The 25615-nt window shown below is 71.8% G+C and carries 24 protein-coding genes; 11 read left to right on the forward strand and 13 right to left on the reverse strand.

Annotation, left to right across the window (positions count from 1 at the left end; genetic code table 11):
- Positions 1 to 2: 2 nt before the first annotated feature.
- Complete coding sequence (locus AB0M93_RS34605; protein ID WP_364281634.1) at positions 3 to 728, reverse strand: phosphatidylserine decarboxylase; 726 nt, start codon at positions 726 to 728, stop codon at positions 3 to 5.
- Positions 729 to 965: 237 nt separating this feature from the next.
- Between AB0M93_RS34605 and AB0M93_RS34610 the strand changes: the two genes are divergently transcribed.
- Positions 966 to 1178 (forward strand): hypothetical protein, encoded by a 213-nt coding sequence (locus AB0M93_RS34610; protein ID WP_364281637.1) that lies wholly within the window; start codon positions 966 to 968, stop codon positions 1176 to 1178.
- Between the two features lie 40 nt (positions 1179 to 1218).
- On the opposite strand, the gene AB0M93_RS34615 is transcribed toward AB0M93_RS34610, so the two are convergent.
- Positions 1219 to 1503, reverse strand: coding sequence for a GlsB/YeaQ/YmgE family stress response membrane protein (locus AB0M93_RS34615; protein WP_364281640.1), 285 nt, complete (start codon positions 1501 to 1503; stop codon positions 1219 to 1221).
- 72 nt (positions 1504 to 1575) lie between these two features.
- Between AB0M93_RS34615 and AB0M93_RS34620 the strand changes: the two genes are divergently transcribed.
- Both AB0M93_RS34620 and AB0M93_RS34625 read left to right on the forward strand, forming a co-directional pair.
- Entirely contained in the window at positions 1576 to 2139 is a 564-nt protein-coding gene (locus AB0M93_RS34620; RefSeq protein ID WP_364281643.1) for a helix-turn-helix domain-containing protein, read from the forward strand.
- Positions 2136 to 3389 (forward strand): MFS transporter, encoded by a 1254-nt coding sequence (locus AB0M93_RS34625; protein ID WP_364281646.1) that lies wholly within the window; start codon positions 2136 to 2138, stop codon positions 3387 to 3389. Before AB0M93_RS34620 ends, AB0M93_RS34625 begins: the two co-directional genes overlap by 4 nt.
- Here AB0M93_RS34625 and glp read toward each other — a convergent pair.
- Positions 3343 to 4536 (reverse strand): gephyrin-like molybdotransferase Glp, encoded by a 1194-nt coding sequence (gene glp / locus AB0M93_RS34630; RefSeq protein WP_364281649.1) that lies wholly within the window; start codon positions 4534 to 4536, stop codon positions 3343 to 3345. The genes AB0M93_RS34625 and glp overlap by 47 nt on opposite strands.
- A 73-nt stretch (positions 4537 to 4609) precedes the next feature.
- Between glp and AB0M93_RS34635 the strand changes: the two genes are divergently transcribed.
- The 4 genes from AB0M93_RS34635 (at position 4610) to AB0M93_RS34650 (ending at position 7763) form a co-directional block, all read left to right on the forward strand.
- Positions 4610 to 5287, forward strand: coding sequence for a TIGR00266 family protein (locus tag AB0M93_RS34635; protein ID WP_364281652.1), 678 nt, complete (start codon positions 4610 to 4612; stop codon positions 5285 to 5287).
- Entirely contained in the window at positions 5287 to 5910 is a 624-nt protein-coding gene (locus AB0M93_RS34640) for an AIM24 family protein (protein ID WP_103351250.1), read from the forward strand. Before AB0M93_RS34635 ends, AB0M93_RS34640 begins: the two co-directional genes overlap by 1 nt.
- 111 nt (positions 5911 to 6021) lie before the next feature.
- Complete coding sequence (locus tag AB0M93_RS34645) at positions 6022 to 6228, forward strand: cold-shock protein (RefSeq protein WP_003085446.1); 207 nt, start codon at positions 6022 to 6024, stop codon at positions 6226 to 6228.
- Between the two features lie 65 nt (positions 6229 to 6293).
- Positions 6294 to 7763: a serine/threonine-protein kinase gene (locus AB0M93_RS34650; protein ID WP_364281655.1), complete on the forward strand. Its 1470-nt coding sequence runs from the start codon at positions 6294 to 6296 to the stop codon at positions 7761 to 7763.
- Here the strand turns inward: AB0M93_RS34650 and AB0M93_RS34655 are convergent.
- On the reverse strand, positions 7747 to 8367 hold the full coding sequence (locus AB0M93_RS34655) for a hypothetical protein (RefSeq protein ID WP_364281657.1): 621 nt from the start codon (positions 8365 to 8367) through the stop codon (positions 7747 to 7749). The genes AB0M93_RS34650 and AB0M93_RS34655 overlap by 17 nt on opposite strands.
- A gap of 337 nt (positions 8368 to 8704) precedes the next feature.
- On the opposite strand from AB0M93_RS34655, the gene groL reads away from it, so the two are divergent.
- A complete protein-coding gene (gene groL, locus AB0M93_RS34660; RefSeq protein WP_155540626.1) occupies positions 8705 to 10333 on the forward strand; it encodes a chaperonin GroEL in 1629 nt (542 codons plus the stop codon).
- A 50-nt stretch (positions 10334 to 10383) separates the two neighbouring features.
- On the opposite strand, the gene AB0M93_RS34665 is transcribed toward groL, so the two are convergent.
- The 3 genes from AB0M93_RS34665 to AB0M93_RS34675 form a co-directional block, all read right to left on the reverse strand.
- Positions 10384 to 10701 carry a hypothetical protein gene (locus AB0M93_RS34665; RefSeq protein ID WP_364281659.1) on the reverse strand — a complete coding sequence of 106 codons (318 nt, stop codon included), beginning with the start codon at positions 10699 to 10701 and terminating at the stop codon, positions 10384 to 10386.
- 175 nt (positions 10702 to 10876) lie between these two features.
- Positions 10877 to 11095 (reverse strand): PspC domain-containing protein, encoded by a 219-nt coding sequence (locus AB0M93_RS34670; protein ID WP_364281662.1) that lies wholly within the window; start codon positions 11093 to 11095, stop codon positions 10877 to 10879.
- A 78-nt stretch (positions 11096 to 11173) separates the two neighbouring features.
- The gene (locus tag AB0M93_RS34675) at positions 11174 to 12103 is read right to left on the reverse strand and encodes an o-succinylbenzoate synthase (RefSeq protein ID WP_364281665.1); all 930 of its coding nucleotides are present in this window, start codon (positions 12101 to 12103) and stop codon (positions 11174 to 11176) included.
- Between the two features lie 74 nt (positions 12104 to 12177).
- On the opposite strand from AB0M93_RS34675, the gene AB0M93_RS34680 reads away from it, so the two are divergent.
- Positions 12178 to 14961 (forward strand): BTAD domain-containing putative transcriptional regulator, encoded by a 2784-nt coding sequence (locus AB0M93_RS34680; RefSeq protein WP_364281667.1) that lies wholly within the window; start codon positions 12178 to 12180, stop codon positions 14959 to 14961.
- A gap of 95 nt (positions 14962 to 15056) precedes the next feature.
- Here the strand turns inward: AB0M93_RS34680 and AB0M93_RS34685 are convergent, their stop codons facing one another.
- The 4 genes from AB0M93_RS34685 to AB0M93_RS34700 all read right to left on the reverse strand — a co-directional run bounded on the left by AB0M93_RS34685 (position 15057) and on the right by AB0M93_RS34700 (position 19534).
- Positions 15057 to 15902, reverse strand: a complete 846-nt coding sequence (locus tag AB0M93_RS34685; RefSeq protein WP_364281670.1) for a DUF72 domain-containing protein — start codon at positions 15900 to 15902, stop codon at positions 15057 to 15059.
- A 493-nt stretch (positions 15903 to 16395) separates the two neighbouring features.
- Positions 16396 to 17157, reverse strand: coding sequence for a DUF4253 domain-containing protein (locus tag AB0M93_RS34690; RefSeq protein WP_364281673.1), 762 nt, complete (start codon positions 17155 to 17157; stop codon positions 16396 to 16398).
- Positions 17158 to 17324: 167 nt separating this feature from the next.
- Complete coding sequence (locus AB0M93_RS34695) at positions 17325 to 17891, reverse strand: TIGR03086 family metal-binding protein (RefSeq protein WP_364281676.1); 567 nt, start codon at positions 17889 to 17891, stop codon at positions 17325 to 17327.
- Complete coding sequence (locus AB0M93_RS34700) at positions 17888 to 19534, reverse strand: DNA repair helicase XPB (RefSeq protein ID WP_364281679.1); 1647 nt, start codon at positions 19532 to 19534, stop codon at positions 17888 to 17890. Before AB0M93_RS34700 ends, AB0M93_RS34695 begins: the two co-directional genes overlap by 4 nt.
- A gap of 89 nt (positions 19535 to 19623) precedes the next feature.
- On the opposite strand from AB0M93_RS34700, the gene AB0M93_RS34705 reads away from it, so the two are divergent.
- Positions 19624 to 20244 (forward strand): hypothetical protein, encoded by a 621-nt coding sequence (locus AB0M93_RS34705; protein ID WP_364281681.1) that lies wholly within the window; start codon positions 19624 to 19626, stop codon positions 20242 to 20244.
- Here AB0M93_RS34705 and AB0M93_RS34710 read toward each other — a convergent pair.
- Together AB0M93_RS34710 and AB0M93_RS34715 are read right to left on the reverse strand one after the other, a co-directional pair.
- Positions 20241 to 21626 carry an FAD-dependent oxidoreductase gene (locus AB0M93_RS34710; RefSeq protein ID WP_364281684.1) on the reverse strand — a complete coding sequence of 462 codons (1386 nt, stop codon included), beginning with the start codon at positions 21624 to 21626 and terminating at the stop codon, positions 20241 to 20243. The genes AB0M93_RS34705 and AB0M93_RS34710 overlap by 4 nt on opposite strands.
- Before the next feature lie 58 nt (positions 21627 to 21684).
- Positions 21685 to 22650, reverse strand: coding sequence for an ABC transporter substrate-binding protein (locus AB0M93_RS34715; RefSeq protein ID WP_364281686.1), 966 nt, complete (start codon positions 22648 to 22650; stop codon positions 21685 to 21687).
- A gap of 186 nt (positions 22651 to 22836) precedes the next feature.
- Between AB0M93_RS34715 and AB0M93_RS34720 the strand changes: the two genes are divergently transcribed.
- Positions 22837 to 25608, forward strand: coding sequence for a nitrate- and nitrite sensing domain-containing protein (locus AB0M93_RS34720; protein WP_364281689.1), 2772 nt, complete (start codon positions 22837 to 22839; stop codon positions 25606 to 25608).
- The last annotated feature ends 7 nt before the right edge of the window (positions 25609 to 25615 follow it).

Genomic DNA, 25615 nt, shown 5'->3' on the forward strand with positions numbered 1-25615 from the left:
GATCAGCCCTTCGAAGGCGTGGCAGGGAGCTCCGCGATGACCGTCTCGCCGCCGATCGTGCGCTGGCCCTTGCTGACCAGCACCGTCGAGCCGGGCGGGAGGTAGAGGTCGACCCGCGAGCCGAACCGGATGATGCCGTACGTCGAAGCGGCGCCGACCTTGTCGCCCTCGCGGATCTCGCAGAGGATGCGGCGCGCGACCAGCCCGGCGATCTGCACGACGACGAGCTCGTGGCCGTCCTCGGTGCGCATCAGCACGGAGTTGCGTTCGTTGTCGTCGCTGGCCTTGTCCAGGTCGGCGGAGAGGAACTTGCCCGGCCGGTAGGCCACGCGCTCGATCACGCCGTTCGCCGGCACGCGCTGGACGTGCACGTCGAACACCGAGAGGAACACCGACACGCGCATCCGCGGCTCGGCGGGCAGGCCGAGCTCGGCGGGTGGCACGGCTTCCTCGATCAGCGACACGAGACCGTCGGCCGAAGCGAGCGCGACGCCGTCACGCGGCGGCGGGACGCGCTTCGGCTCGCGGAAGAACGCGGCCGTCGCCACCGTCGCCAGCGCCCCGACGAGCCCGAGGCGCTTGGAGAACCGGCGGGCCAGCAGCGTCGCGGCGACGCCGCCCGCCACGAACGGGCGACCCGCGGGGTGCATCGGCGGCAGCGTCTCGCGGGCGAGCTGGAGGGCGTGCGCGACTGGGTTGCCGGCGGGCTCCGGCCGGGTGCCGCTCATGGTCGGGTCCCCTGGTTTCGTGTCGGAAGGACTGTGGGCGCCGGAGGTCCGGCGGCCGCGTACGGGCGCCCCCACGCTACCGCTGCCCCAGGTGAGCGTGTCCGCGCGCCCCACCCGGAGGGGGTCACCGCGGCGGGTGGGAAAGATCGCCCGGTCGTAACGCAAGGTCAATTTCACCGATGACTCTAAGTAGTTGCCGCCGCTCGGGACGCTGCCCGCCTGACCCTGTGAGGATCGATGACTGATCGCCGCGATCTTGCCGAGGCCCGGCTTTGCGAGCTCCTGGGCGCGTGGCGTCAGGAGATCGACGAGGTGCCGGTGCCGCCGCTCGTCGACCCGGTCCGCGCGGTCGACGTGGTCATCGAAGCGGGAAAGAGGGGCCGGGTGCATCCGCCCCCCGACGGCGCACGCACCCGGCCACCGGGAGATGCGCGTGAGGAAGCAGTCTAGCGGCCGGGGCCCGCTTGATCACTGTTCGCCGAGGGAAAAGTTACCAACGGTCACTCGGACGCCGGGTGCGCCCGTTGATCAGCCGCAGGATCGCCAGCAGCACGACGGCGCCGAGGATGGCCACGCCGAAGCTGGGGAAGTCGAAGTCGAACGTCTTCGCCTGGCCGGTCGCGAGCCGGTAGAACAGCCCGCCCAGCGCCGCGCCGACGACCCCGACGAGCACGCTGACCAGGCATCCCTGCCGACGCCGGGCGCGCCCGCCGACGACCAGGTTCGCGGCCCAGCCGACGATCGCGCCGAAGATCACCCATGCGACGAAACCCATGCCCGGAGTTTACGGGAGGAGATGCACAAGCGTCATTGCACAAGAGCTGTTGTACAACTACTCTTGTGCTTCATGGAAGAGGAGAACGTCCGGGAGATCCGCGACTCGAAAGCGCTTGCGGCCATCGCGCACCCCTTGCGTCGGCGGCTGCTGGACCTGCTGCACCTCGACGGCCCGGCGACGGCGTCGGCGCTCGCGGCGCGGACCGATCAGGCCGTCGGGAACATCAGTCACCACCTGAAGGTGCTGGCGGCGAGCGAACTCGTCGAGGAGGCGGCGGAGCTGGCCCGTGACCGCCGGGAACGCTGGTGGCGGCGGACCTCCAGCGCGATCAAGTGGGGCGCGCAGGACTTCCCCGGCGACCCGATCGCCGAAACCGCCGAGGCGCTGACGCTCAACTACCAGCACACGATGGCCCGCGAGTGGCTGGCCAAGCGGGACACCTACCCCCCGGAGTGGCGTGGCGCGCTGTTCAGCATCGACGGCTGGGCCCGCCTCTCCATCGCCGAACTGGACGAGCTGAACGACCGGATCGTCGCCATGCTCGCCGAGTACCGCGATCGGGCCCTGCCCGATGACGGGGTCGAACGGCGGCCGGTCTTCTTCGCTGCGCGAGCGTCGCTGGGCCAGCCGTGAAGGGGCTCTGGGGGAACAGGGACTTCCGGCTGCTCTGGACCGGCGAGACCACCAGCATGCTCGGCAGCATGGTCGCGAGCACGGCGTTGCCGCTGGTCGCGGTGGTCACGCTGCAGTCGAGCACCTTCGAGGTCGCGCTGCTGACGGCCGCGGCCTGGCTGCCGTGGCTGATCGTGGGCCTGCCCGCCGGCGCCTGGGTCGACCGGCTGCCGAAGCGGCCGGTGATGCTGGTCTGCAACACGGTCTCGATGGCGGTGTTCGGCAGTGTCCCGCTCGCCGCCGTCTTCGGAATGCTGACCATGCCGTACCTGCTGGCCGCCGCCTTGCTCGGCGGCTTCGCGAAGGTGTTCTTCACCCTCGCCTACCGCGCGTACCTCCCGGCCCTCGTCGGGGACGAGGATCTCCTGGAAGGCAACGCGAAGCTGCACGGCAGCGAATCCGCGACGCAGGTCGCCGGGCCGGGGCTGGCCGGTCTGCTGGCCCAGCTGTTCGGCCCGGTCAGCGGCATCCTCGCGGACGCGATCAGCTTCGGGGTCTCGGTGCTCTGCGTGCGCGCGATCCGGGCGCGAGAGACCCAGGCCGTGGCCGAGCGCACGCCGCTGCGCACCCAGATCGCCGAGGGCCTGCGGTTCGTCGCCGGGGACCGCTACCTGCGGTCGATGATGACGTTCGCCGCCGTCTCGAACCTCGCGCTCAGCGGGTACAGCTCCATCCAGATCGTCTTCCTGTCCCGCACGCTCGGCGCCGGCCCCGGGCTGGTGGGCCTGGTCCTGGCGCTGGCCGCGGCCGGCGGGATGCTCGGCGCGGCGCTGGCCCGGCGGCTCGGCGCGCGCTTCGGCGCCGCGAGGGCGTTCCTGCTCTGCGAGATCTTCGCGGCCCCGATGATGCTGCTCGGCCCGCTGAGCGGTCCCGGGTGGGGACTGGCGCTGTTCGTGCTCGCGGTCTTCGGCGTCTGCGCCGGTGTCGTCGCCTCGAACGTGCTGACCACGACGTTCCGGCAGCAGTACTGCCCGCCCGAGCTGTTCGGCCGGATCACCTCGAGCGCCTCGCTCGTCGCGTACGGCACGATCCCGCTGGCCGGGGTGCTCGGTGGCACGTTGGGCGAAGCGATCGGTGTCCGGGAGACGTTGTGGGTGGCGTCAGGGGTGCTCATCCTCGCGTTGCCGCTGCTCGCGCCCTACCGGAAGCTGCGCGAGTTCCCGGTCAGAGCAGCAGGACGTCCACCTCTTCCCCTTCCCCAGCCGATGTGACGTCCTCGGGCAGCACGATCAGGCAGTTCGCCTGGGTGAAGGCGCCGAGCAGGTGCGAGCCCGGGCCGCCGCGCGGTCCGACGATGCCGGTGACCTCGCGGTCGGACGGGGCGAACACGCCGCGGCGGTACTGGCGGCGCCCGGCCGGCGAGGCCATCTCCTCGGTGAGCCGGGCCCGCACCCGGCGGCGGGAGACGTCCGTGTGGCCCAGCGCCGTCAGGATCGCCGGGCGCAGGAACGCCTCGAACGACACCAGCACGCTGACCGGGTTGCCGGGCAACGTCACCACGGGCACGCCGTGCCAGCGCCCGCAGCCCTGCGGGCCGCCCGGCTGCATCGCGACCTTCGCGAACTCGACGCCCTGGCCGGTCAGGGCGTCCTTCACCACCTCGTACGCGCCCGCGCTGACGCCGCCGGACGTCACCAGCAGGTCCGCGTCGGCCAGCTTCGGCTCGATGACCTTCCGGAACTCCTCGACGTCGTCGACGACGCTGCGGACCACGTCGACCTCGCAGCCGAGGCCGCGGATCGCCGCCGCGAGCATCACGCTGTTGGACTCGTAGATCTGGCCGTGGCGCAGCGGGGCCGGGGCGTCGATCAGCTCGGTGCCGGTCGAGGCCACCAGCACCCGCAGCGGCCGGTGGACCCGCACCTCCGCGAGCCCGACCGCGGCCGCCAGGCCCAGCTGCGAGTGGCCCAGGACCGTGCCCGCGTGCAGGGCGATGCTGCCTTCGACGACGTCCTCGCCGGTCCGGCGGATGTGCGCCCCTTCGCGCGCGGGCGCCGAAATGGTCACCTGCGCGGTGCCGCCGTCGGTGTCCTCGACCATCACGACCGCGTCCGCGCCCGGCGGCAGCGGCGCGCCGGTCATGATCCGGTGCGCGGTGCCCGGCTCGAGGGGCTGCACGTCGACCCGGCCGGCCGGGATGTCGTCGGCGACCGGCAGGGTCACCGGCGCGGTGGCGACATCGGCCGCGCGGACCGCGTAACCGTCCATCGCGGAGTTGTCGAAGGGCGGCAGGGACACGGTCGCCGTCACGTCCTCGGCCAGGACGAGACCGGCCGCGGCGGCGAGGGGCAGGGCGGTCGCGGGAGCGGTGCCGAGGAGCGCGGCAACCCGGTCGCGGTAGTCGTCGACGGAGATCACCGGACCATCCTCCCCGTGTTCTCGGCGCATGCAAGACTCTGCCCCGTCACGAGCACGCCGATGGGGAGTACGCATGCAGGTCGGAATCCGTCAACAGCCCTCGTTCGCCGTCGCCCGGCTGATGCTGGCGCCCGGCGAACCGTGCCAGGTCGAGTCCGGCGCGATGATGGCCACCAGCTACGGCGTGCAGGTGCAGTCGCAGGCGCAGGGCGGGATCATGAAGGGCCTCGGCCGCGCGTTCCTCTCCGGCGAGTCCTTCTTCATCTCCACTTTCACCGCCCCGCAGAACGGCGGCTGGGTCGACGTCGCCGCCAACCTGCCCGGCGACATCCAGGTGATCACCCTCGACGGCCGGACCGGCTGGGCCGTCACCCGCGGCTGCTGGCTCGCGTCGTCGCACGGCGTGCAGACCGAGACCAAGTGGGGCGGGATGAAGAACCTGATGGGCGGCGAAGGCGGGTTCCTCACGCACGCCACCGGACAGGGCCAGCTGCTCGTCAGCTGCTACGGCGCGGTCGAGACCATCACGCTGCAGCAGGGCGAGATGGTGACCATCGACACCGGGCACGTCGTCGCGTACGCCGACACCGTGCAGTACCAGATCCGGAAGGTCGCGCAGGGCATCATCCAGTCGATGAAGAGCGGCGAGGGCCTCGTGTTCGACTTCGTCGGCCCCGGCCAGATCATGACGCAGACGCGCAACCCGTCCGCGCTGGTCGGCTGGATCGTCTCCCACGTCCCGTCACGCTGATGCGCGTCCAGACCCGGCACACCCCGGCCTTCGGCGTCGCCCGCGTCCTGCTGGACCCGGGCGAGGCCGTGCGCGCCGCGCCGGAAACCCTGCTCGCCAGCCGGTTCGGCGTCACCGAGACACCCGCGGGCCGCGGCGGCGTCCGCGCGGGCAAGGCCGCGACGGCCGTCTACACCGCGCCCTCCGACGGCGGCTGGATCGACTTCGCGCCGCTGCGCCCCGGCGACGTCTACCCGCTCGAACTCGGCGGCGGCACGGGCTGGTCGGTGCACCGCGACGCCGTGCTGGTGCGACCTTCGTCGGTCCGGCACGACACCGGGTGGGTGCCGCTGCAGCAGCTCTTCGGCGCCGATTCGGGGTTCCTCGAGCACTACAGCGGAACCGGGCCGCTCGTGCTGGCCGCGCCCGGCCCGGTGGACGCGTTCGAGCTCGGCAAGGGCGAGCTGGTCACCGTCCGGCCGGACTACCTGCTGGCCTACCCGGACACCGTGCAGTGCCGGCTGCGGGCCCTCGATCCGGGCGGCCCGCAGTCGCTTCGCACGGGCGAAGGGCTGGCGGTCGACTTCGCGGGTCCCGGGACGGTGCTCGTGCACGCGCGGAACCGACGCCTTTCGGGTTCGTGATCTTCGGACGAATTGCCCATTGCCGAGGGGAATAATTCCGGTAGCGTGATTGGCACTCCGCCGCTGGCATCCGCTCGGGCCAGCGGATCCTTTGTGCTGAGGGAGGGCGCCGTGGCTGTCGGCACCGTCAAATGGTTCAACTCGGAAAAGGGCTACGGGTTCATCGAATCCACGGAGGGGCCGGACGTGTTCGTCCACTATTCGGCCATCCAGTCCGAAGGATTCCGCACTCTGGACGAAGGCGATCGCGTCGAGTTCGAAGTGCAGTCGGGCCGCGATGGTCGTAGCCAGGCAGCCGACGTGCGCAAGGTTTCGTAGCGAGGGCCCTCAGCTGATCGGTGAACCCCCGGCAGGCGCCGAACCAGGGGCGTTAGGCTGCGGGCGTGACAGGCGATGTGTCGGGGGACCTCACCGGTCGCCGGCTGGGCAACTACCGCATCGACGGGGTGCTCGGCAAGGGCGGCATGAGTGTGACCTACAAGGCCACCGATGTGCGGCTCGGCCGCAAGGTGGCGCTGAAGGTCATCGGTGACCACCTCGGGGCCGACGCCGAGTTCCGCGAGCGGTTCGTCGACGAGGCGCGCAACACGTCCGCGATCGACCACGCCAATGTCGTGCCGCTGTACGACTTCGGCGAGCTCGACGGCATGCTCTACATCGCCATGCGGATGGTCGACGGCGGCGATCTCGCCGGGCTGATCTCCGGCGGTCCCATCGCGCCCGCGCGCGCCCTGACGATGCTGGACCAGGTCGCCGACGCTCTCGACACGCTGCACAACCGTGGTCTGGTCCACCTCGACGTCAAGCCGGCGAACGTGCTCGTGACGAAGAAGGAGACCTCGCGCGAGCACGTGTACGTCGCCGACTTCGGGCTGACGCGCCGCGGCGCGACCGGGCACCGGACGCGCGGCGGCGACTTCCTCGGCTCGCCCACCTACGCGGCGCCGGAGCACCTGCGCGGGGAGCCGCTGGACGGGCGCACCGACCAGTACGCGCTGACGTGCGTCCTCTACGCCTGCCTCACCGGCAGCCCGCCGTTCAAGGGTGACGTGCCGACGGTGATCAAGGGCCACCTCAACGGCGAGCCGCCGGCGATCTCCCGCGCCGTCGCGCTGCCGCCGTCGATCGACGAGGTGATCCGGCGCGGCATGGCCAAGAACCCGGCCGACCGCTACCCCAGCTGCGTCGAGATGGTCGCGGCCGCCCGCCGCGCGCTCGGCCCGCTGGCGACGTCCGACACCCCGCCGAGCCCGCCCGGGTCCCATTCGGGCGGAATCCCGGCGCCGCAGCGTCCTGGTCAGGTACAACAGGGGCCGCACCAGAACAGCGCACCGCAGGGAGAGGGGGCCCCCGTGCACCCGTACGGAGGACAGCAGCAGCCCGGTTACGGCCCGGGCCCCGGACCGCAGGGTCCGCCGCCCCAGGGCCCGCCGCCCGGCTACGGCTACCCCCAGCAGGGCCCGCCGCCCGGGATGCCGCCCCAGGGCATGCCGCCCCAGGGACCCCCGCCGGGCTACGGCTACCCGCAGCAGCCGGGCATGCCCCCGCCGGGCTACGGCCAGGACCCGATGCGGCTGCGCCCGCCCATGCCCGCCGGCGGCGCGGGCGCGTTCCACCAGCCGAAGAGCGGCGGCGGCAAGAAGTGGATCTTCCTCGTGCTGGGCCTGGTCGTGGTGGCCGGCCTGGTGGTGGGCGCGATCTTCCTCTTCAGCGACGGCGGCAGCGGTGGTGGCGGCGGCACCCAGACGACGGCCCCGAACATCCCGGTCGGCCCGGGCGGCGACTCCCAGGGCAAGCCGACGTCGTCGCTGAACGCGCCTCCGACGTCGATCAGCATCAAGCCGAGTTCCTGAGGGCACGGAGGCCGCTTTCGCCGGTGGACTTGCCTGGAGGCAGGTCGCCGCGCAGGAGGTGGCCTTTCCTGCGGTGCAGTTCGAGGACTTGCTCCCAGTAGGTCGACTCGAACACGTCGTCTGGAGATCTGCCTGCCTTCAGGGCTTGTGCCCGCTGGATCAATTCCATCCGTGCGTCGTCGGCCAGCTCTTGCCAGGCGGCGCACAGCTGCCCGGTGGTCTTCCTCTGCTCTTGACTGTTGAGGAAGGTTGCTGCGGCCGAGAGCCCGGCTGAGGCCAGGGCTATGACGGCGGCGACGACTCGTCCCGCCGCGGTCGCGAGGCCGGTGGCGCCGGCGGTGGTCGCGAGGATGACCGCCGGTACGCCGAGGAGGTAGTAGGCGCGGCCCCAGCGCAAGCTCGAACGTCGTGCGTCAAAAGCGTTGAGGTCCGCTTCTGCCATGACCGATTCGAGCACGCCCAGCGGCTCGGCCGGGGCTGTGCCGAGTGCTTCCCGAAGCTGCTTCTTGAGCCGGGAGCGGGCCGACCGCCAGGGAAGGTCGCTGCCACCTTTGGAGCCGGCGATCAGTGCGCGAACGACCACTTGGCCGATGGCGGCTTCCATTCCAGGCATGTGAGGTAGTCGTAGGGCAGGCAGCGCGTGTTTCAGCCGGTCGAAGCCCGTGGTCCTCAGGTGTCGGAGGAGGCATAGGGTGAGAGAACAAGCTCCTGATCGTGCGACGCTGAGCTGGGCTTCTTGCACTCTCCCCCCGAGAGTGCTAAACACGAACTTGGCACTCGACGCCGTCGAGTGCCAAAGGTCGGGACGGTGAGGCTGAACCCCCACCCGGGTCCAGTCGTCCGTCGCGGGCACCGAGCCTGGCCGAGGAAAGAGTCCTGCTGCCGCCGCTGCATGAGATACAGCGCGGCGGTGGCGCCCAATACCGGAGGACCACACCGCAATGGCCAAACTGATCGCGTTCGACGAGGACGCCCGCCGCGGTCTCGAGCGTGGCTTGAACATCCTCGCCGAAGCCGTCAAGGTGACCCTCGGCCCGCGGGGCCGGAACGTCGTGCTCGAAAAGAAGTGGGGCGCGCCGACCATCACCAACGACGGCGTCTCCATCGCCAAGGAGATCGAGCTCGAAGACCCGTGGGAGAAGATCGGGGCCGAGCTCGTCAAGGAAGTTGCCAAGAAGACCGACGACGTCGCGGGTGACGGCACCACCACCGCCACCGTGCTCGCCCAGGCCCTGGTCAAGGAAGGCCTGCGCAACGTTGCCGCCGGCGCCGACCCGATCAGCCTGAAGCGCGGCATCGAGGCGGCCGTCGAGGCCATCACCGAGCAGCTGCACAAGGCCGCCGTCCAGATCGAGACCAAGGAGCAGATCGCTGCTACCGCCTCGATCTCGGCCGCTGACCGCACCATCGGCGAGCTGATCGCCGAGGCGCTGGACAAGGTCGGCAAGGAAGGCGTCGTCACCGTCGAGGAGAGCAACACCTTCGGCCTCGAGCTCGAGCTCACCGAGGGCATGCGCTTCGACAAGGGCTACATCTCCGGTTACTTCGTGACCGACCCGGAGCGTCAGGAAGCCGAGCTCGAGGACCCGTACATCCTCCTCTTCGGCTCCAAGATCTCCACCGTCAAGGACGTCCTGCCGCTGCTGGAGAAGGTCATCCAGTCCGGCAAGCCGCTGCTGATCATCGCCGAGGACGTCGAGGGCGAGGCCCTGGCCACCCTCATCGTCAACAAGATGCGCGGCACCTTCAAGTCCGTCGCCGTCAAGGCCCCGGGCTTCGGTGACCGCCGCAAGGCGATCCTGCAGGACATCGCGATCCTGACCGGTGGCCAGGTCATCTCCGAGGACGTCGGCCTCAAGCTGGAGAACGCGGACCTGTCCCTGCTGGGCAAGGCCCGCAAGGCCGTCATCACCAAGGACGAGACGACCATCGTCGAGGGTGCGGGCGACGCCGACCAGATCCAGGGTCGCGTCAACCAGATCCGCGCCGAGATCGACAACTCGGACTCGGACTACGACCGCGAGAAGCTGCAGGAGCGGCTCGCGAAGCTGGCCGGCGGCGTGGCCGTCATCAAGGCCGGCGCCGCGACCGAGGTCGAGCTCAAGGAGCGCAAGCACCGCATCGAGGACGCGGTGCGCAACGCGAAGGCCGCCGTGGAAGAGGGCATCGTCGCCGGTGGTGGCGTGGCCCTGATCCAGGCCGCCGAGGCCGCGTTCGCGGGCCTGAAGCTCGAGGGCGACGAGGCCACTGGCGCCAACATCGTCAAGGTGGCCGTCGAGGCCCCGCTCAAGCAGATCGCGATCAACGCCGGCCTCGAGGGCGGCGTCGTGGTGGAGAAGGTCAAGGGCCTGCCGCAGGGTCACGGCCTCAACGCCGCCACGGGTGTCTACGAGGACCTGCTCGCCGCCGGCGTGCCGGACCCGACGAAGGTCACCCGCTCCGCGCTGCAGAACGCCGCGTCCATCGCGGCGCTGTTCCTGACCACCGAGGCCGTCGTGGCGGACAAGCCGGAGAAGGCTTCGGCCGCTCCCGCCGACCCGTCCGGTGGCATGGGTGGCATGGACTTCTGATCCACGCAGGGAAAGCCCGGTCCGCTTCGGCGGGCCGGGCTTTTTCTTTGCTATGGCTTGGTGAAGAACCAGACGGCGAACGCGCCGACGGTGACAACGCCGAGCGCGAGCACGAAGAGGCCCCCGAGCCACGCCGTGCTCGGTTCGTCCGCTTCCATCGCGAGGACGACCGCGCCGATCCCGGTCAGCATCACCCAGATCGCGAACGCGGCGGCGCTGTAGAGCACGACCTTGGCCGCGGACCGGCTACCGGGGTCGTCGAGCGCGTGGAACGCGGCGAAGGCGGTCAGCCCCAGCCCGGCGATCAGGTACAGCCCGCCGAGGATCCCGACGACGACCTTCGCGGCCGTTTTGCTCCCTTGATCCACGAGCGCGAACCCTAACCCCTCGAACGGGATCCGCGCCGCGCATTTCTGCCGTTCGGCCCAGCCGCATCGGCCGAACGGCCCGGGCGTCCCCTGGCGCCCGGGCCGTTCTCCTCTTCGTGCACCCCCGTCGTCGGGCGGGCTCCGGTTCCCCCTGCGAACCGGCGCCCGCCCCGGTTCAGGAGTCCTCTTCCGGCGTCAGGATGGCGGCGGCGACGTAGATCGGGATGGCGATGCCGACCGAGAGGAACACGGCGGCGACGAGGCCGATGCGCAGCACGTTCGCGTCGATGCCGAGGTAGGTGGCCCAGCCGCCGCAGACGCCGGTGAGCATCTTGTCGCTCCGGCTGCGGCGGAGCTTCTTGGTGGTTTCCGGGGTGTACACGCTGTTCGTCATGGCTCAATACTGGCGCCGGGAGCACCCTGACCACATCCGGAACGGCCCCGACCCCGACCCTGAACTTCGCCCTCGGGGTCAGGTGAGCGCACGCACCCGGCTCAGCCGCGCTTCCCACGCGGCCGCGACCTCGGGGGGCGCCGGGTACGCGTCCGCGGGCTCCGGTGCGCGCCGCGGAACCGGCAGGTATCCGTCCACAGGAGACAGTGGATTCGCGGCAACATCGCCTTGCAGCAACGAAATCGTGCCCAGTCCACAAGCGAATTCCAGCGACGGCAGCGCGCCCGCCAGCGCCAGTCCCGCCGCCAGGCCCACGCTCGTCTCCACCGCCGACGACACCACGCACGGCAGCCCGCACGCCTCGGCGACCTCCAGCGCGCGCCGCACGCCGCCGAGGGGGGAGACCTTCAGGACCGCGATGTCCGCCGCTCCGGCGACCGCCACCTTCAGCGGGTCCTCGGCCCGGCGGATCGACTCGTCGGCCGCGATCCGGACGCCCACCCGGCGCCGCACCGCGGCCAGCTCCTCGATCGACGGGCACGGCTGTTCCGCGTACTCCAGGCCGCCCGCCGCCTTGTCGAGGTCGGTGATCGCCCGCACCGCCGTGTCGACGTCCCAGGCCGTGTTGGCGTCGACGCGGATCGCGCCGTCCGGGCCCAGCGCGGCGCGGACCGCTTCCACCCGCGCGCAGTCGTCGGCCAGGGAGACGCGCGGGTCGGCGACCTTCACCTTGGCCGTCCGGCAGCCGGACGCGCGGACCAGCTCGTACGCCTGCTCCGGCCCGACCACCGGGACCGTCGTGTTGACCTCGACCCGGTCGCGGACCGGCGCGGGCCAGCCGGCTTCGGTCGCTTCCAGCGCCGCCCGCAGCCACGGCACGCTTTCGGCGTCGGAGTAGTCGGCGAACGGGCAGAACTCGCCCCAGCCCGCCGGGCCGTGCAGCAGCACGCCTTCACGGACGGTGATGCCGCGGAACCGGGTGCGCAGGGGGATCGCGTAGACCTTCATCGAGGCCGATCATGCCACCCGCCCGGGTTGGGCAAACAGGTGCCGAACTGCGCGTTTCCGGCCAGAATGACCCCGTGGTCCTCGATTTCCGCGTGCTGGGTCCGGCCGAGGTCACGGCCGACGGCCGCCCGGTACCGCTCGGGGGCAGCCGGCCGCTGATCGTGCTGGCCGGCCTGCTGCTGCGCGCGAACCGGGTCGTGCCGGTCGACGAGCTGGGCCGCTGGCTGTGGAACGACGACCGCCGCCGTTCCAAGGGCGCGCTCCAGACGTACGTGCTGCGCCTGCGCCGGGCGCTGGGCGACCAGGTCGCGATCCGCACCGAGAGCGGCGGCTACCTGATCGAAGTCGACGACGACCTGCTCGACCTCACCCGCTTCCGCGCGCTCGCCGTCCGCGGCAAGGCGGCGATGGACCGCGGCGAGAGCCGCCGGGCGGCCGCGCACTTCGCCGAGGCGCTCGCGCAATGGCGCGGGCCGGCGCTGCTGAACGTCGAGTCCGACGCGCTGCACCGCGACGAAGCCGGCCAGCTGGCCGAGGAACGGCTGCGCGTGCGCGAGCAGTGGGCGGACGCGCTGCTCGAAGTCGGCGAGTACGGCACCGTCATCCCTGAACTCACCCGGCTGACCAGGGAGAACCCGCTGCGGGAGCGGCTGCACGAGCAGCTGATGATCGCGCTGTACCGATCGGGCCGCCAGGCCGAGGCGCTCGAGGTCCACCGCCGGATCAGCCGCGTGCTGGCCGACGAGCTCGGCCTCGACCCGGGCCCGTCGCTGCAGCGCACCCGCCAGGCGATCCTCACCGGCGCCGGTGATCCGGGCGCGCGCTACCGGCTCGGCGTCGACCCGCAGGTGCCGCACCAGCTGCCCGCCGACCTGCCGGCGTTCTCCGGCCGCGAGTGCGACCTCAAGGCGTTGCACGCGCTGCTGCCGGAGGCCGTCGACGCCACCGCGTCGACGCCGATCGCGTCCGTCGAAGGCATGGGCGGCATCGGGAAGACGACGCTGGCTGTGCACTTCGCGCACGAAGTCGCCGACCGGTTCCCCGGCGGGCAGGTCCACCTCAACCTGCGCGGCTACGGGCCCGGCGAGCCCGTCGAGCCGTCAGTGGCGCTGGAGGCCATGCTCACCGCCCTGGGCGTGCCGTGCGACCAGATCCCCGGCGACCTCGACGGCCGCGCGGCGAGCTGGCGGACGCACACCGCGGGACGGCGGCTGCTGCTCCTGCTCGACAACGCCAACCGCAGCGAGCAGGTGAGCCCGCTGCTGCCCGGGCCGGGCTGCCTGGTGCTGGTCACCAGCCGCTGGCAGCTGCGTGCGCTGGTCGCGACGCACGGCGCGCGCCGGATCGCGCTGGAGGAGCTCGGCGACGAGGACGCGGTCGAGCTGCTGGCGTCCACGATCGGTTTCGACCGCGTCGCCCGCGACCCGGCGGCGGCCGCGCGGTTCGTGCGCTACTGCGGCGGGCTGCCGCTGGCGATCCGGATCCTCGCCGTGCGCGCGGCGCAGTTCCCCGACCTGCCGCTCGACGAGTTCGCCGGCTCCCTCGCCGCCGACCTGCTCGGTTCGTTCGACCTCGCCGACGGCGAAGGCACCAACATCCGGTCGGTGTTTTCCTACTCCTACCAGGCCCTTCAGCCGTCGACGGCTCGGCTGCTGCGGCTGCTCGGGCTGCCCACCGGCGTCGACTTCACCGCGCCGGCGGCGGCCGCGGTCGCCGGGCTGGACGTCGCGGCGACCCGCCCGATGCTCGAAACCCTGGCCGCGGCGCACCTGCTCGCCCAGCCGCGGCCGGGCCGCTACCAGTTCCACGACCTCATCCGCGCCTACGCCGGCGAAGCCGCTTCGCAGCTGGACCCGGAGGCCGAGCGCGAGTCCGCTTTGGACCGGCTGCTCGGCTGGTACCTCGCGTCGGCGCTGAACGCGTCACGGCGGATGCGGCCGGAGCGCTACTACCGGCTGCTGGAGCTCGACGGCCTCGAGGGCGGCCTTTCGTTCGATTCGTACCACGACGGGCTGGACTGGTTCGGCGAGGAGTACGGCAACCTCATCGCGGCGGTGCACCTGGCGCGGCGCCGGGGCCGCGACGACGTCTGCTGGAAGCTGGCGTGGCTGCTGCAGAGCTACTTCGTGACGCGCTCGCGGCTCGACGACTGGCGGTCGGTGTTCGCGGTGGCGCTCGAAGCCGCGCGGGCGAGCGGCCACCGGCCCGGGGAGGCGGGGATCCTGAGCGGCCTCGGCGTCGTCAACGGCGTCGCCCGGCAGTACGCCGAGTCCCGGCGGTACCTGGAGCAGGTGCTGGCGATCCAGCGCGAGCTCGGCGCGCGCGAAGGCGAGGCGCGGGCGCAGTACAACCTGGCGATGGCGGCGCACCACGGCGAGGACTGCGCCTGGGCGTACGAGCACGGGATGCAGGCGCTGGAGATCGTCCGCGAGCTGGGGCTGGGCCACTTCGAGGCGAGCGTCTTGCGCGCGCTGGGCGACATCTGCACGTCGATGGGCGACCACGAGCAGGCGCTGCGCCTGGCCGACGCGGCGCTGGCGATCCTGGACCCGGACGGGCGGCCGACGGACACGCGGTTCACACAGCACACGCGTGGCTTGGCCCTGGTCGGCCTGGGCCGTCTCGACGAGGGCATCGCGTGCATCCGGGAGTCGGTCGAGATGTTCTTCGCGATGGACGAGCAGTACGAGGCGGCGGACGTACTGGCCCAGCTGGGCTCGATCCACCTCCGCCACGGCGACCCGGCACTGGCCCGCGAGTGCTGGGTCAGATCGGTGCGGCTGCTGACGGAGCTGGGCCACCCGGACGCGGACGACGTCCGCGCCAAGCTGGCGGCACTGGTCGTCCGGGGACCGTGAGGGTTCCGGACGGCTCGCGTGCCGACCCCCAGCGACAGCACCCAAGCCGGTCCGGCCCGTAGCGCTCATCCAAGCCGACGGCGCTCACTGTCCACTCACTGTCCAGTCGGCGGAGCCACCCCGAGCAGATCGGCGAGGCATTCGGCGTTGCGCGGCGCCTCGACCTTGACGTCGTTGTCGAAGTAGACGTGCACGTCCCGCCGCCCACCGTCGTGCCACGCCCGGATCTTGCTCGCCCAGTTCCGCAAGGCCCGGTCGGAGTAGCCGCTGACGTAGAGCTCCTCGTCCCCGTGCAGCCGGACGTAGGCGAAGTCGGCGGTCTGGTCTTCGAGGAACGGCCACTTCCCGGCGGTGTCGGCGACCACGAGGGCGATGCCGTGTTCCTGCAGGAGCTGTTTCGCGGCCGGCTGCTCGAAGCTGGGATGCCGGACTTCGAGAGCGTGCTTCAAGGGCCGGCTCGGGCCGGCTTCGAGGAACGGGATGCCCTTGAGCTTGTCATCGTGCTTGGTGGCGAGCTGCGCGGCTTCGGTGGTGGTCCGCGGCAGCAGGTCGAAGAAGTTCGTGAGCCGATCGGGGTCGAACGCCAGCCGGGGCGGCAGTTGCCAGAGGAAGGGCCCGAGCTTCGCCCCGAGCGCGAGCACACCGGAGGCGTAGAAGTTGGCGAGCGCGCTCTCGACGTCCCGAAGCTGCTTCATGTGGGTGATGAAGCGGCCGCCTTTGACGGCGAAGAGGAAGTCGGCCGGGGTTTCGTCGAACCAGGCTCGGTACCGCTCGGGTCGCTGGAGGGAGTAGAAGGAACCGTTGATTTCGACGGAGTTCATCCGCCGGGAGAGGTATTCGAGCTCGCGCCGCTGGGCGAGTTTGGGTGGGTAGAAGACCCCGCGCCAGGGTGCGTAGCGCCACCCGGAGGTCCCGATCCGGATCTCGGCGATCGCCCTCACCGCCTTTCCGCGGGAGGTGATTCCCGTTCGGTGGGGGCGCCAAACGCGGCGGCGGGGGCGGGATGGCCGGCCTGGGAATCGGGACGGTTGACCCAAGTTGTCGGGCGCGCGTCTGGCTGGGCCTTTGAAGCGTTTGCTCATCTTGCCGCCCTGGGTGGGTTGCTGTGGGGGAAGGGCTGTCCTCGCCGGACGGGCAGGCTCTGGGATGGCCATCCCTTGCCGCTGTCATCTCTCGTTCGGGGGGTGGGCCGCTGGGTGGTCATCCCGTCGCCTGATTGAGGCCTATCACTTTGAGCCAGGCCCGCAAGGGTGCGTTGTTGGCTTGCCTTGGGCTGTGGGTTGCGGGCCTGGCTCAAAGTGATTTGACGGCCTCAGGCGACGGGATGACCACCCCGCTCTTCTTGGGATGGCTGGGGCCGCCGCTCGTCGCCTGGCGGCTCGCGCCGCCGCTTGGTCGGCGCAAACCGCCGCAACCCCCCTCCCGCTCCCCGCCTCACGCCCAGGAAAATCGCCAATGCCGCGACTGCACCAACCCCGACGCGTACTCCCGCAGGTTTCCCGGCTGCCCGGCGAACGTCGGCAAGCAAAACGCCCGATGCTCCGCCGCCACCGTCAACGCCCGGGCCTGGTTCCTCGGGGGTGCCGCCACCGACAGCTCTATCGCGTCGAAGCCCAACACCACCAGCGTTGCTCCGAACCTGTCCTCCCAGCTCCGCAGCACCGCCGACAGCTCGGCCACCTGGTCCGTGCACTTGATCATGCCCGTCCAGCCCAGCAGGGCCGGGATGTCCGCCGGGCGCTCTGTCTGGACCAGGCCGAGCCGGTGGGGGGCTCGGTTGGCCAGGATCGAGCCCGTGTTGCCCGCCTCTGCCAGCGGGTCCGACCGGCGGGGGCTGCGCTTGGCCAGGCCCGGGAAGCGGGCGCCGAACGGGCGCAGGCATGCGCCGTCGCAGCAGGAACCGTCCCACCAGCGGGACAGGGCTGCCGCCGGGTCCGCCGTCGGGACGCGGTGGCCTGCCGGGGCGAGGCGGCCGCGGTCGTCTATCCAGTCCTCGCCGTTCGCCGCGAAACGCTGGTCGTGGGGGATCAGCACCGGCCACAGGCCCGACCGCTCGAACTCGGCCACGCAGCCGAGGTAACGCTCGGGCCGGGTCAGCGGCAGGTCGGACACCCACAGCCGGCCGTGCCACGACCCCGGTGGGAGGGTCTGGACCGGCGGCGCTGGCGTACCGGGGCGGAGCGGTGCGATCGTCATGGACGTCCCCTCGAACTTGTGTTCGGCTGGTGCATGTCGAACAGTAGTTCGAGGGTCTGACATTTTCCAGCGTTCCGGCCGCTCATCCGTTCGAGTGAATCCGGAAAACCGCAGGTCAAAGCCCTATGTGAGAGGCAAGTGGCGGAAGTTGCTCCTGTGACGATCCGCTAGTCCGAAGGGGGCACCGTGCGTCCGGTGAACGCCGCCAGCCGGTCGAGCGCGGGTGCGCCGGCCGCCACCGGCCGTGGCGAGGCGAAGCGGCTGCCTCGCTGCTGCGAAGGCAGCTGAGCCTGCGCGAAAGCCAGCGCCCGCTCGACGGCGTCGTCCGGCAGGTTCACCGCCAGGCCGGTCGCCTGCGCCAGGTCCCAGCAGTGCGTCAGCAGGTCCGTGACCCGCCACCGCAGCCGCTCCCGGCCGGTCGTGGTGCCCACCGGCGTCGTCTGCACGCGGTCCAGCACACCCGGCAAAGCGGCCGCCTCCCGTAGCGCCGCGGACGACCGGCGGAACGCCGCTGCCGGATCCTCGCCGAGGTGGTCCGCTTCGCGTGGAGGTGGCTCGGAACCCGTGAACATCGCCGTGAGCAGCAGGTCCATCCCGACGAGGTGGCCGGTCAGCGCCCGCACGTCCCACTCGTCGCACGGTGTGGGCGCCGTCCACTGCTCCGGGCCGATCCGGTCGAGCAGGTCGCGGGCTGCGGCGGACGCGGCGGCGAGGTCGTCGAGCAGGTCCCTCACAGCGGCCGGAGCAGGTCGTCGGCGTCCACGATGTGGTACGCGTAGCCCTGTTCCGCGAGGAACCGCTGCCGGTGCGCCGCGTACTCCGTGTCGACCGTGTCGCGCGAGACGATCGAGTAGAAGTGCGCCTGCCGGCCGTCGCCCTTGGGACGCAGGAGGCGTCCCAGCCGCTGGGCCTCCTCCTGCCGCGAGCCGAACGTGCCCGAGATCTGGATCGCCACCGACGCTTCGGGCAGGTCGATCGAGAAGTTCGCCACCTTCGACACCACGAGCGTCCGGATCTCGCCGCGGCGGAACTTGTCGAACAGCTCCTCGCGCTCCTTGTTGCGGGTCGCGCCCTGGATCACCGGGGCGTCGAGCTCGTCGCCCAGCATCTCCAGCTGGTCGAGGTACGCGCCGATCACCAGCGTCGGCTCGCCCGCGTGCTTCTCCACGATCGACTTGATCACCGGGGTCTTCGTCATCGCCGTCGCCGCCAGCTTGTACCGCTCGTCGGCCTCGGCCGTGGCGTACTCGAGCCGTTCCGCGTCGGTCAGCGTCACGCGGACCTCGGTGCACTCCGCGGGCGCGATCCAGCCCTGTGCCTCGATGTCGCGCCACGGCACGTCGTAGCGCTTCGGCCCGATCAGCGAGAAGACGTCGCCCTCGCGGCCGTCCTCGCGCACCAGCGTCGCGGTCAGGCCGAGCCGGCGCCGGGACTGCAGGTCCGCCGTCATCCGGAACACCGGTGCCGGCAGCAGGTGGACCTCGTCGTAAACGACCAGGCCCCAGTCGCGGGAGTCGAACAGCTCCAGGTGCTTGTACTCGCCCTTGGTCTTGCGGGTGATCACCTGGTAGGTGGCGATGGTGACCGGCCGGATCTCCTTCTTCTCCCCGGAGTACTCGCCGATCTCCTCCTCGGTCAGCGACGTCCGCGCGATCAGCTCGCGCTTCCACTGCCGTCCGGCGACCGTGTTCGTCACCAGGATCAGCGTCGTCGCCGCCGCCTTCGCCATGGCCGCCGCGCCGACCATCGTCTTGCCCGCGCCGCACGGCAGCACGACGACGCCGGAACCGCCTGCCCAGAACGCCTCCGCGGCCTGGCGCTGGTAGTCGCGCAGCTGCCAGTCCGTCTCGTCGAGGGCGATCGGGTGCGCTTCGCCGTCGACGTACCCGGCGAGGTCCTCGGCCGGCCAGCCGACCTTCAGCAGCGCCTGCTTGAGCCGCCCGCGCTCGGACGGGTGCACGATGACCGTGTCCTCGTCGATCCGGGCGCCGAGCATCGGGCTGATCTTCTTGTTCCGGATCACCTCGGTCAGCACCGCGCGGTCGGTGGTCGACATGACCAGCCCGTGCGCCGGGTGGTTGGCGATCTGCAGCCGCCCGAACCGGCCCATCACGTCGACGACGTCGATCAGCAGCGGCTGCGGCACCGGGAAGCGCGAGTACGTCGTCAGCGCGTCGACGACCTGCTCGGCGTCGTGCCCCGCGGCGCGCGCGTTCCACAACGCCAGCGGCGTGATCCGGTAGGTGTGCACGTGCTCCGGCGCCCGTTCCAGCTCCGCGAACGGCGCGATCGCGACGCGCGCGTCATCGGCCTGGGGGTGGTCGACCTCCAGGAGCACGGTCTTGTCGGACTGGACGATCAGCGGGCCATCAGTCACAACTACTGTTATACGTGCCTCGCTCCGGCCCGCTCCCGTCGCGGGTCCGCCGGTGGGCCGAGGTGCCGAGGGGATCACTGGGAGGCACGTTGACCACGCCACCGTTCGACGACAACCCGTTCCGGTCGCCGGACTACGCGGCGCCACCGGCCCCGATGCCGCCGGTGCCCGGCCACCAGCCGATCCCGCACTGGTTCAGCACCAAGGTGCGGATCACGCTGATCGCGTGCGTCGTCGCGGCGCTGGGCCTGGGCGCGCTCGGTGCGCTGGGCATCTCCTGGGCCGTCCGCAGCGGCCCGCCGTCGGAAGGCGACTGCCTGTACTTGACGCGCGAAGCCGGCGGCAAGCTCGCCTACCACCGCGCCGGCTGCACCGCGGCCGAAGCGACGTACACGGTCGACCGGTCCTACACCAGCACCTTGACCTGCCCCTCCGAAGGCTACGTGCGGTTCAGGACCTCGAGCGGTTCCGGGGCCGGGCGGACGCTCTGCCTCGCCCTGAACGTCCGCACCGGCGACTGCCTCCGCGACGTCGACGACGAGGCCACGATCGCCAAGGTGAGCTGTACCGACCCGGCGGCGAAGGAACGCGCCCAGGTGGTCACCGGCTACAGCCACGGGGAGGCCTGCGAAAACGCTGACGACGTGCGGGTCTACTACGGTCCGCCGGCCCGCGTGGTGTGCCTGCTGCCGCCCGGCGAGAACATCTAGCCGAACCACCTGCCCAGCTCGGCGGGGTCGGCGGCGTACCCGTCCGGCCGGACGAGCAGCAGCCGCCCGCGGTACTCGTCGTCGGCGGTGGCCGCGCGCACGACGTCGACCTGGCCGTTGCAGCCGGCCGGGGTCGTGTGGTCGCCGAGGTCGAGCAGCAGCCCGCGGCCGCCGTGCAGCAACGCCGAAAGCCGCGTGGGCCCGGACGCCGTCGTCAGGTCCAGGTCGGGGACGCGGTGCGCCCCGGGGTAGTCCAGGCCGAGGCCGGACAGCAGGCCGCTGAAGTAGCGGTTCGCGTCCGGCAGCCGCATGAGGTCGACGAAGATCTCGCGCAGCGCCTCGACGTTCTCGCTGCGCCCAGGGGCCGTGAACACGCGTTGCGCCGCCGTGTGCCGCAGGACGCGTTCGGCGGCCGGGTGGCGCTCGGCGTGGTAGGTGTCCAGCAGCCCGGCCGGCGCGGTGCCGCGGACCGTCGCGGCCAGCTTCCAGCCGAGGTTCATCGCGTCCTGGACGCCGAGGTTGAGCCCCTGCCCGCCGAGCGGCGGGTGGATGTGCGCGGCGTCGCCGGCGAACAGGACCGGGCCGTGCCGGTACTGCGCCAGCTGCCGCGTCGCGTCGTTGAACCGCGAAGCGCCGTACACCTCGCCCAGGCGCGTCTCGGCGCCGTACAGGGCCGTCAGCGCTTCGGTCACTTCGGTGTCCGACACCGGCGCGTCGCGGCCCGGCTGTTCCGCCGTGGTGCCGAAGACGAACCGGTGGCCGCCGTCCTCAAGCGGCGTGAGCATCGACCAGTAGCCGTCGGCCTGCCGGGTGACCTGGCTGAAGTGCGCGGCGCGAGCCGGGACCAAGTCGGACGCCGCGGTGAGCCGGATGTGCGCGAGCGTGGCGACGTAGGTCTCGGTGCGGCCGGGGAACGGCACGCCGAGCAGCCGCCGCACGGTGCTGTGCGCGCCGTCGCACGCCACCAGCCAGCGCGCCCGGAGCCCGTCGACGGTGACGCCTTCGGTGCCGACGTCGACGGCGGTCACTTCGTGCCCCCGGCGCAGCACGGCCCCCTGCTTGACGGCGTGCTCGGCCAGCATCGCCTCGACGTCGTCCTGGGTCCGGTTGAGCACCCGCGGGTGACGCGTCCGCCAGACGCCGTAGTCCAGCGGCACGGGCAACCCGGCGAAGTGCCCGCTCGGCCCGTCGATCACCTGCTCGGCCGGGGCCAGGCCGCGCATGTCCAGCAGCTCGGCGGTGCGGGGCTGGAGCCCGACCGGCCGCGGCAGGCCCGGCCCGGCGCGGCGTTCGAGCACGGTCACTTCGACGCCGGCCAGGGCGAGTTCGGCGGCCAGCAGCAGGCCCGTCGGGCCGGCTCCGGCGATCAGGACGTCGGTCATCGTGCACTCCTCAAGTAGACTGAGTGCAAAAGTAGACCAAGTGCAGATTTCGCGGTAGCTAATACCCGGCTTTGTCGGGGAGCAGGGCCTGGACGTCGAGGCGGCTGTCGAGCAGTCCGGAGTTGTGCATCAGGTCGGCGACGCGCTGCAGCCGGATGCCATTGAGCGACGCCGGGTACGAGCCGAGTGAGATCAGCGCGGCCGTCGTCGTGTCGATGTCGGAGAACTTCGGCAGCGCGTCGCGCACGACCGCCGGGTCCGTCGCGCTCTGCTGGGCCGTGCCGAGCGCGGTGCGGAACGCCGCCAGCGTCCGGGGGTTGGCCTGCGCGAACGGCTTGGCCGCCGCGTAGCCGGACAGCGGGAAGTCGAGCGTCGAGCCGCGGGCGCCGTCGGCGAGGATGTGCGCGCCGAGGTCCTTCTCGGCGCGGGTGATGTACGGCTCGATCATCAGCGCGGCATCGGCGTCGCCCGCCTGCAGCGCCTGCGGCATCCGGTCGAACGGCACCGCGCTGAACTTGATCTTCGTCACGTCGACGCCCGCGGTGCCCAGCACCGAGCGCGCGACGAGCGAGCCGACGTCGTCGAGCATGTTCACCGCGATCTTGGGCGCCCGCTTCCCCGTCGGCACGGTGTAGTCCGAGTCCGGCAGCGTGACCAGGGCCATCGTGTTCGGGCCTGCCGTGTAGGCCTCCCCCTGCAGCTGCAACGGCGTCCCGCCGGCCGCGGCGCGGAACATCGCGATGTCGGAGGCGAAGGTGACGTCGAGATCGCCGGAGGCCAGCTTCGCGAGCCCGTCGTCGGCGCCGAGTTCGACCAGCCGCACGGTCAGCCCCGCGGAGCCGAACTTCCCGCCCGCGACGGCGATCCGCAGCGGGGCCGTGTCGATGGCGTTGCCCACACCCACGCGCAGGGTGGTCCGTTCCAAGGGCGGCGGGGCCGTGGCGGAGCCGGAAGAGAACACGCTGCAGCCCGCGGTCGCCAGAAGCGCCGCTACCAGCGGAATCGTCCGTCCGCGTCTGATCATGAACCTTCACCTACCGCGAGAATCTGGTTCTCGTGCTGGATCGTATGGTCCGCGCCCCATACGATCGCGGGCAGGGCCGTATCGTGCCAGCGCGGCTTTCGGATCTTCATGGGGCGGGCTACCGTTCAGTAGGTTCGAGTGTCGTTCGATCCGCGGGTTCCCGCCCGCGGCGGAAAAGGAAACCAGGTGACCCGTCGCGACAAGCGTCCCCGCAAGGGCGGCGACGCGGCGGATCCGCGTCCGGCGGGCGGCCGCTGGCGGTTGCGGAACTGGCGTCTCGGCACGAAGCTCTTCGCCGTCCTCCTCATCCCCGCGCTGGCCGTGATCGCGCTCGTCGGCCTCCGGATCAGCTCCGACCTGCGGGACGCCCGGCAGCTCGCCGAGTTCGCCACGCGCGGCCGCGTCGACAGCACGGTCGCCGAAGCCTTGCACGAGCTGCAACGCGAGCGCGACCTCACCGTGCGCTTCGTCGCGCAGAACCGGCAGGGCGACACCGCGGACCTCACCGCCCAGCGCAACCGCGTCGACCAGGCCATCGGCGCCTTCGAACGGACGCTCGCCGAGAGCAAGCCGCGGCTCGACGCGAAGGCCGCGGAAAGCCTGCAGCAGACCGACGACCGGCTGCGCGTGCTCGGTGGCCTGCGGTTTTCCGCGGAGCATTCGGCGTTCCCCGCCGACGCCGTGCTGCGTTCCTACAGCGAGCTGATCTCCGGCCTGCTCGACATCAGCGACTCCGCGGCCGCCGACGTCTCCGACCCGGAGCTCGCGCGGATGCGGCTGGCGGGCAACGCGCTGGCCCGGATCAAGGACCAGATGTCGGTCAAGCGCGCGGTGATGGCCGAGGCGCTCGCGGAAGGCACCCTCAACCGCGACCGCACGCGCGCGCTGCTCGGCGCCGAAGCCGAGCTGGCCGCCGCGCGCAGCGACTACCGCACCTTCGCCACCCCCGACCAGCAGCGGATGTTCGACGACACGGTGATCGGCCTGGTCGTCGACATCGGCAACGACATGGTCGAATCCGCGCTGACCCGCACCGAAAACGGCCAGAACCTCTCGGGCCTCGACCCGAACCAGTGGGACACTTCGGCGACCCACACGGTGAACCTCGCCCACCAGGTGCAGCAGGCGCTGCTGGTCCAGTTGCAGGAACGCACGGACTCCTTGGCGGCGCAGGCCCGCACGGCCGCGCTGTGGGACGGCGGTGTCGTGCTCGGCGTCCTGCTCGTCGCGGGCGTGCTGTCGGTGGTCATCGCGCGGTCCTTGTTGCGCCCCTTGCGGATCCTGCGCCGGACGGCCCTCGAGGTCGCCGAGCACCGGCTGCCGGCGGCGGTGCAGAACCTGCTCACCGAACCCGAACCCGCCCCGGAGAACCTGCGGAAACGGCTGGCCGTCGCGCCGGTGCCGGTGTTCACGCGCGAAGAGCTCGGCCAGGTGGCGCGCGCGTTCGACGCCGTGCACGGCGAGGCCGTCCGGCTCGCCGGCGAGCAGGCGATGCTGCGCGAGAACGTCAACGCGATGTTCGTCAACCTCTCGCAGCGCAGCCAGGACCTGGTCGAACGGCAGCTGTCGGTGCTCGACCGGATGGAGGCCGACGAGCAGGACCCGGACACCCTCGCCGGGCTGTTCGAACTCGACCACCTCGCGACGCGGATGCGGCGCAACAGCGAAAACCTGCTGGTCCTGTCCGGTCACGACTCGGCGCGCGAGGACGCCGGCTCGGTCGCGGCCGACGAGATCGTCGGCGCCGCGCTGTCGGAGGTCGAGCACTACCAGCGCATCGAACTCGGGCCGGCGCCGCAGGTCGCGGTCCGCGGCGAGGCCGTCAACGACCTCGTGCACGTCGTTTCGGAGCTGCTGGAGAACGCGACGCGCTACTCGGGCGACGAAGTGGTCACCGTGGCGAGCGCCGAAACCCACGACGGCGACTGGCAGATCGAAATCATCGACCACGGCGCCGGCATGCCGCAGGCGGAGATCGACCGCACCAACGAGCGGCTGGCGCACCCGCCGGACGTCGACGTCGAGGTGTCCCGCCGGATGGGCCTGTTCGTCGTCGCGACGCTGGCCAGGCGCCACCACATCGACGTCAGCCTCAGCGCCGGTGCGGATTCCGGGCTGGTCGCGACGGTGCTGGTGCCCGCCGCGCTGATCGTCGAGCTGCCGCCGATGCCCGCGCCGCCCCCGCCCGCGGAGCCGCCCGCGGCCCCGGAACCCGAGCTGCTGGCGCCGCTCGCGCCGCTGACGCCGCCGGAGCCGGAACCCGAGCCTGAGCCGGAGCCGGAGCGGGGGGAACTGAGCCCGCCGTCGATCGAGGCCGGCCCGCCGCGCCGCGCGCCGGTGGTGGCCCGCGACCACGCGCCGGAGTGGCCGACCGTGGACGCCGAGGCCCACCTGGACCTCGACGCCCCGACCGAGCGGATGCCCGCCTACCGCGACGTCCTGTCCCGCTGGTTCGACGCCTCCGCCGCGCCCGAAGCGCCGCGGCGGCCGGCGGAGCCGCGTCCGGTCGCCGAGCAGCCGCGCCCGGCCGAGGCCCAGCCGCGGCACGCGCTCACCTCGCAGGGAGCGATCCGCGAGCCCGCGCCGGTCCGCGCGCCCGAGCCGGTCCCGGCGCCGCCACCCCCACCGCCGCCGCCACCCCCGCCGCCACCGGTGCCCGTCGTGTCGCGGCCCGACGACGAAGACACCGAACCGCGGCTGACGCCCGTCGCTCCGCCGCCCGCGGTCCAGCCCTCGTACGAATGGCCCACCCCGGCCGAACTGGAGCAGGAGGACGGCGCGGAGGACACCTGGCCGTTCCTGCAGCCGCTGGATTCCGCGGCTGGCCCGGGAGCGGTGCCGGAGCAGCGGCCGATACTCTCTCTTTCCCCGGAAGCGGTACGCGAGCGGATGACGAGCCTTCAAGGCGGCTTCCGGCGAGGGCGGCACGCGAGGGGAGACGACACCCGGAACCAGTGAACGGATG

It is taken from the genome of Amycolatopsis sp. NPDC051102, from assembly GCF_040682815.1.
Classification (GTDB): Bacteria; Actinomycetota; Actinomycetes; order Mycobacteriales; family Pseudonocardiaceae; genus Amycolatopsis.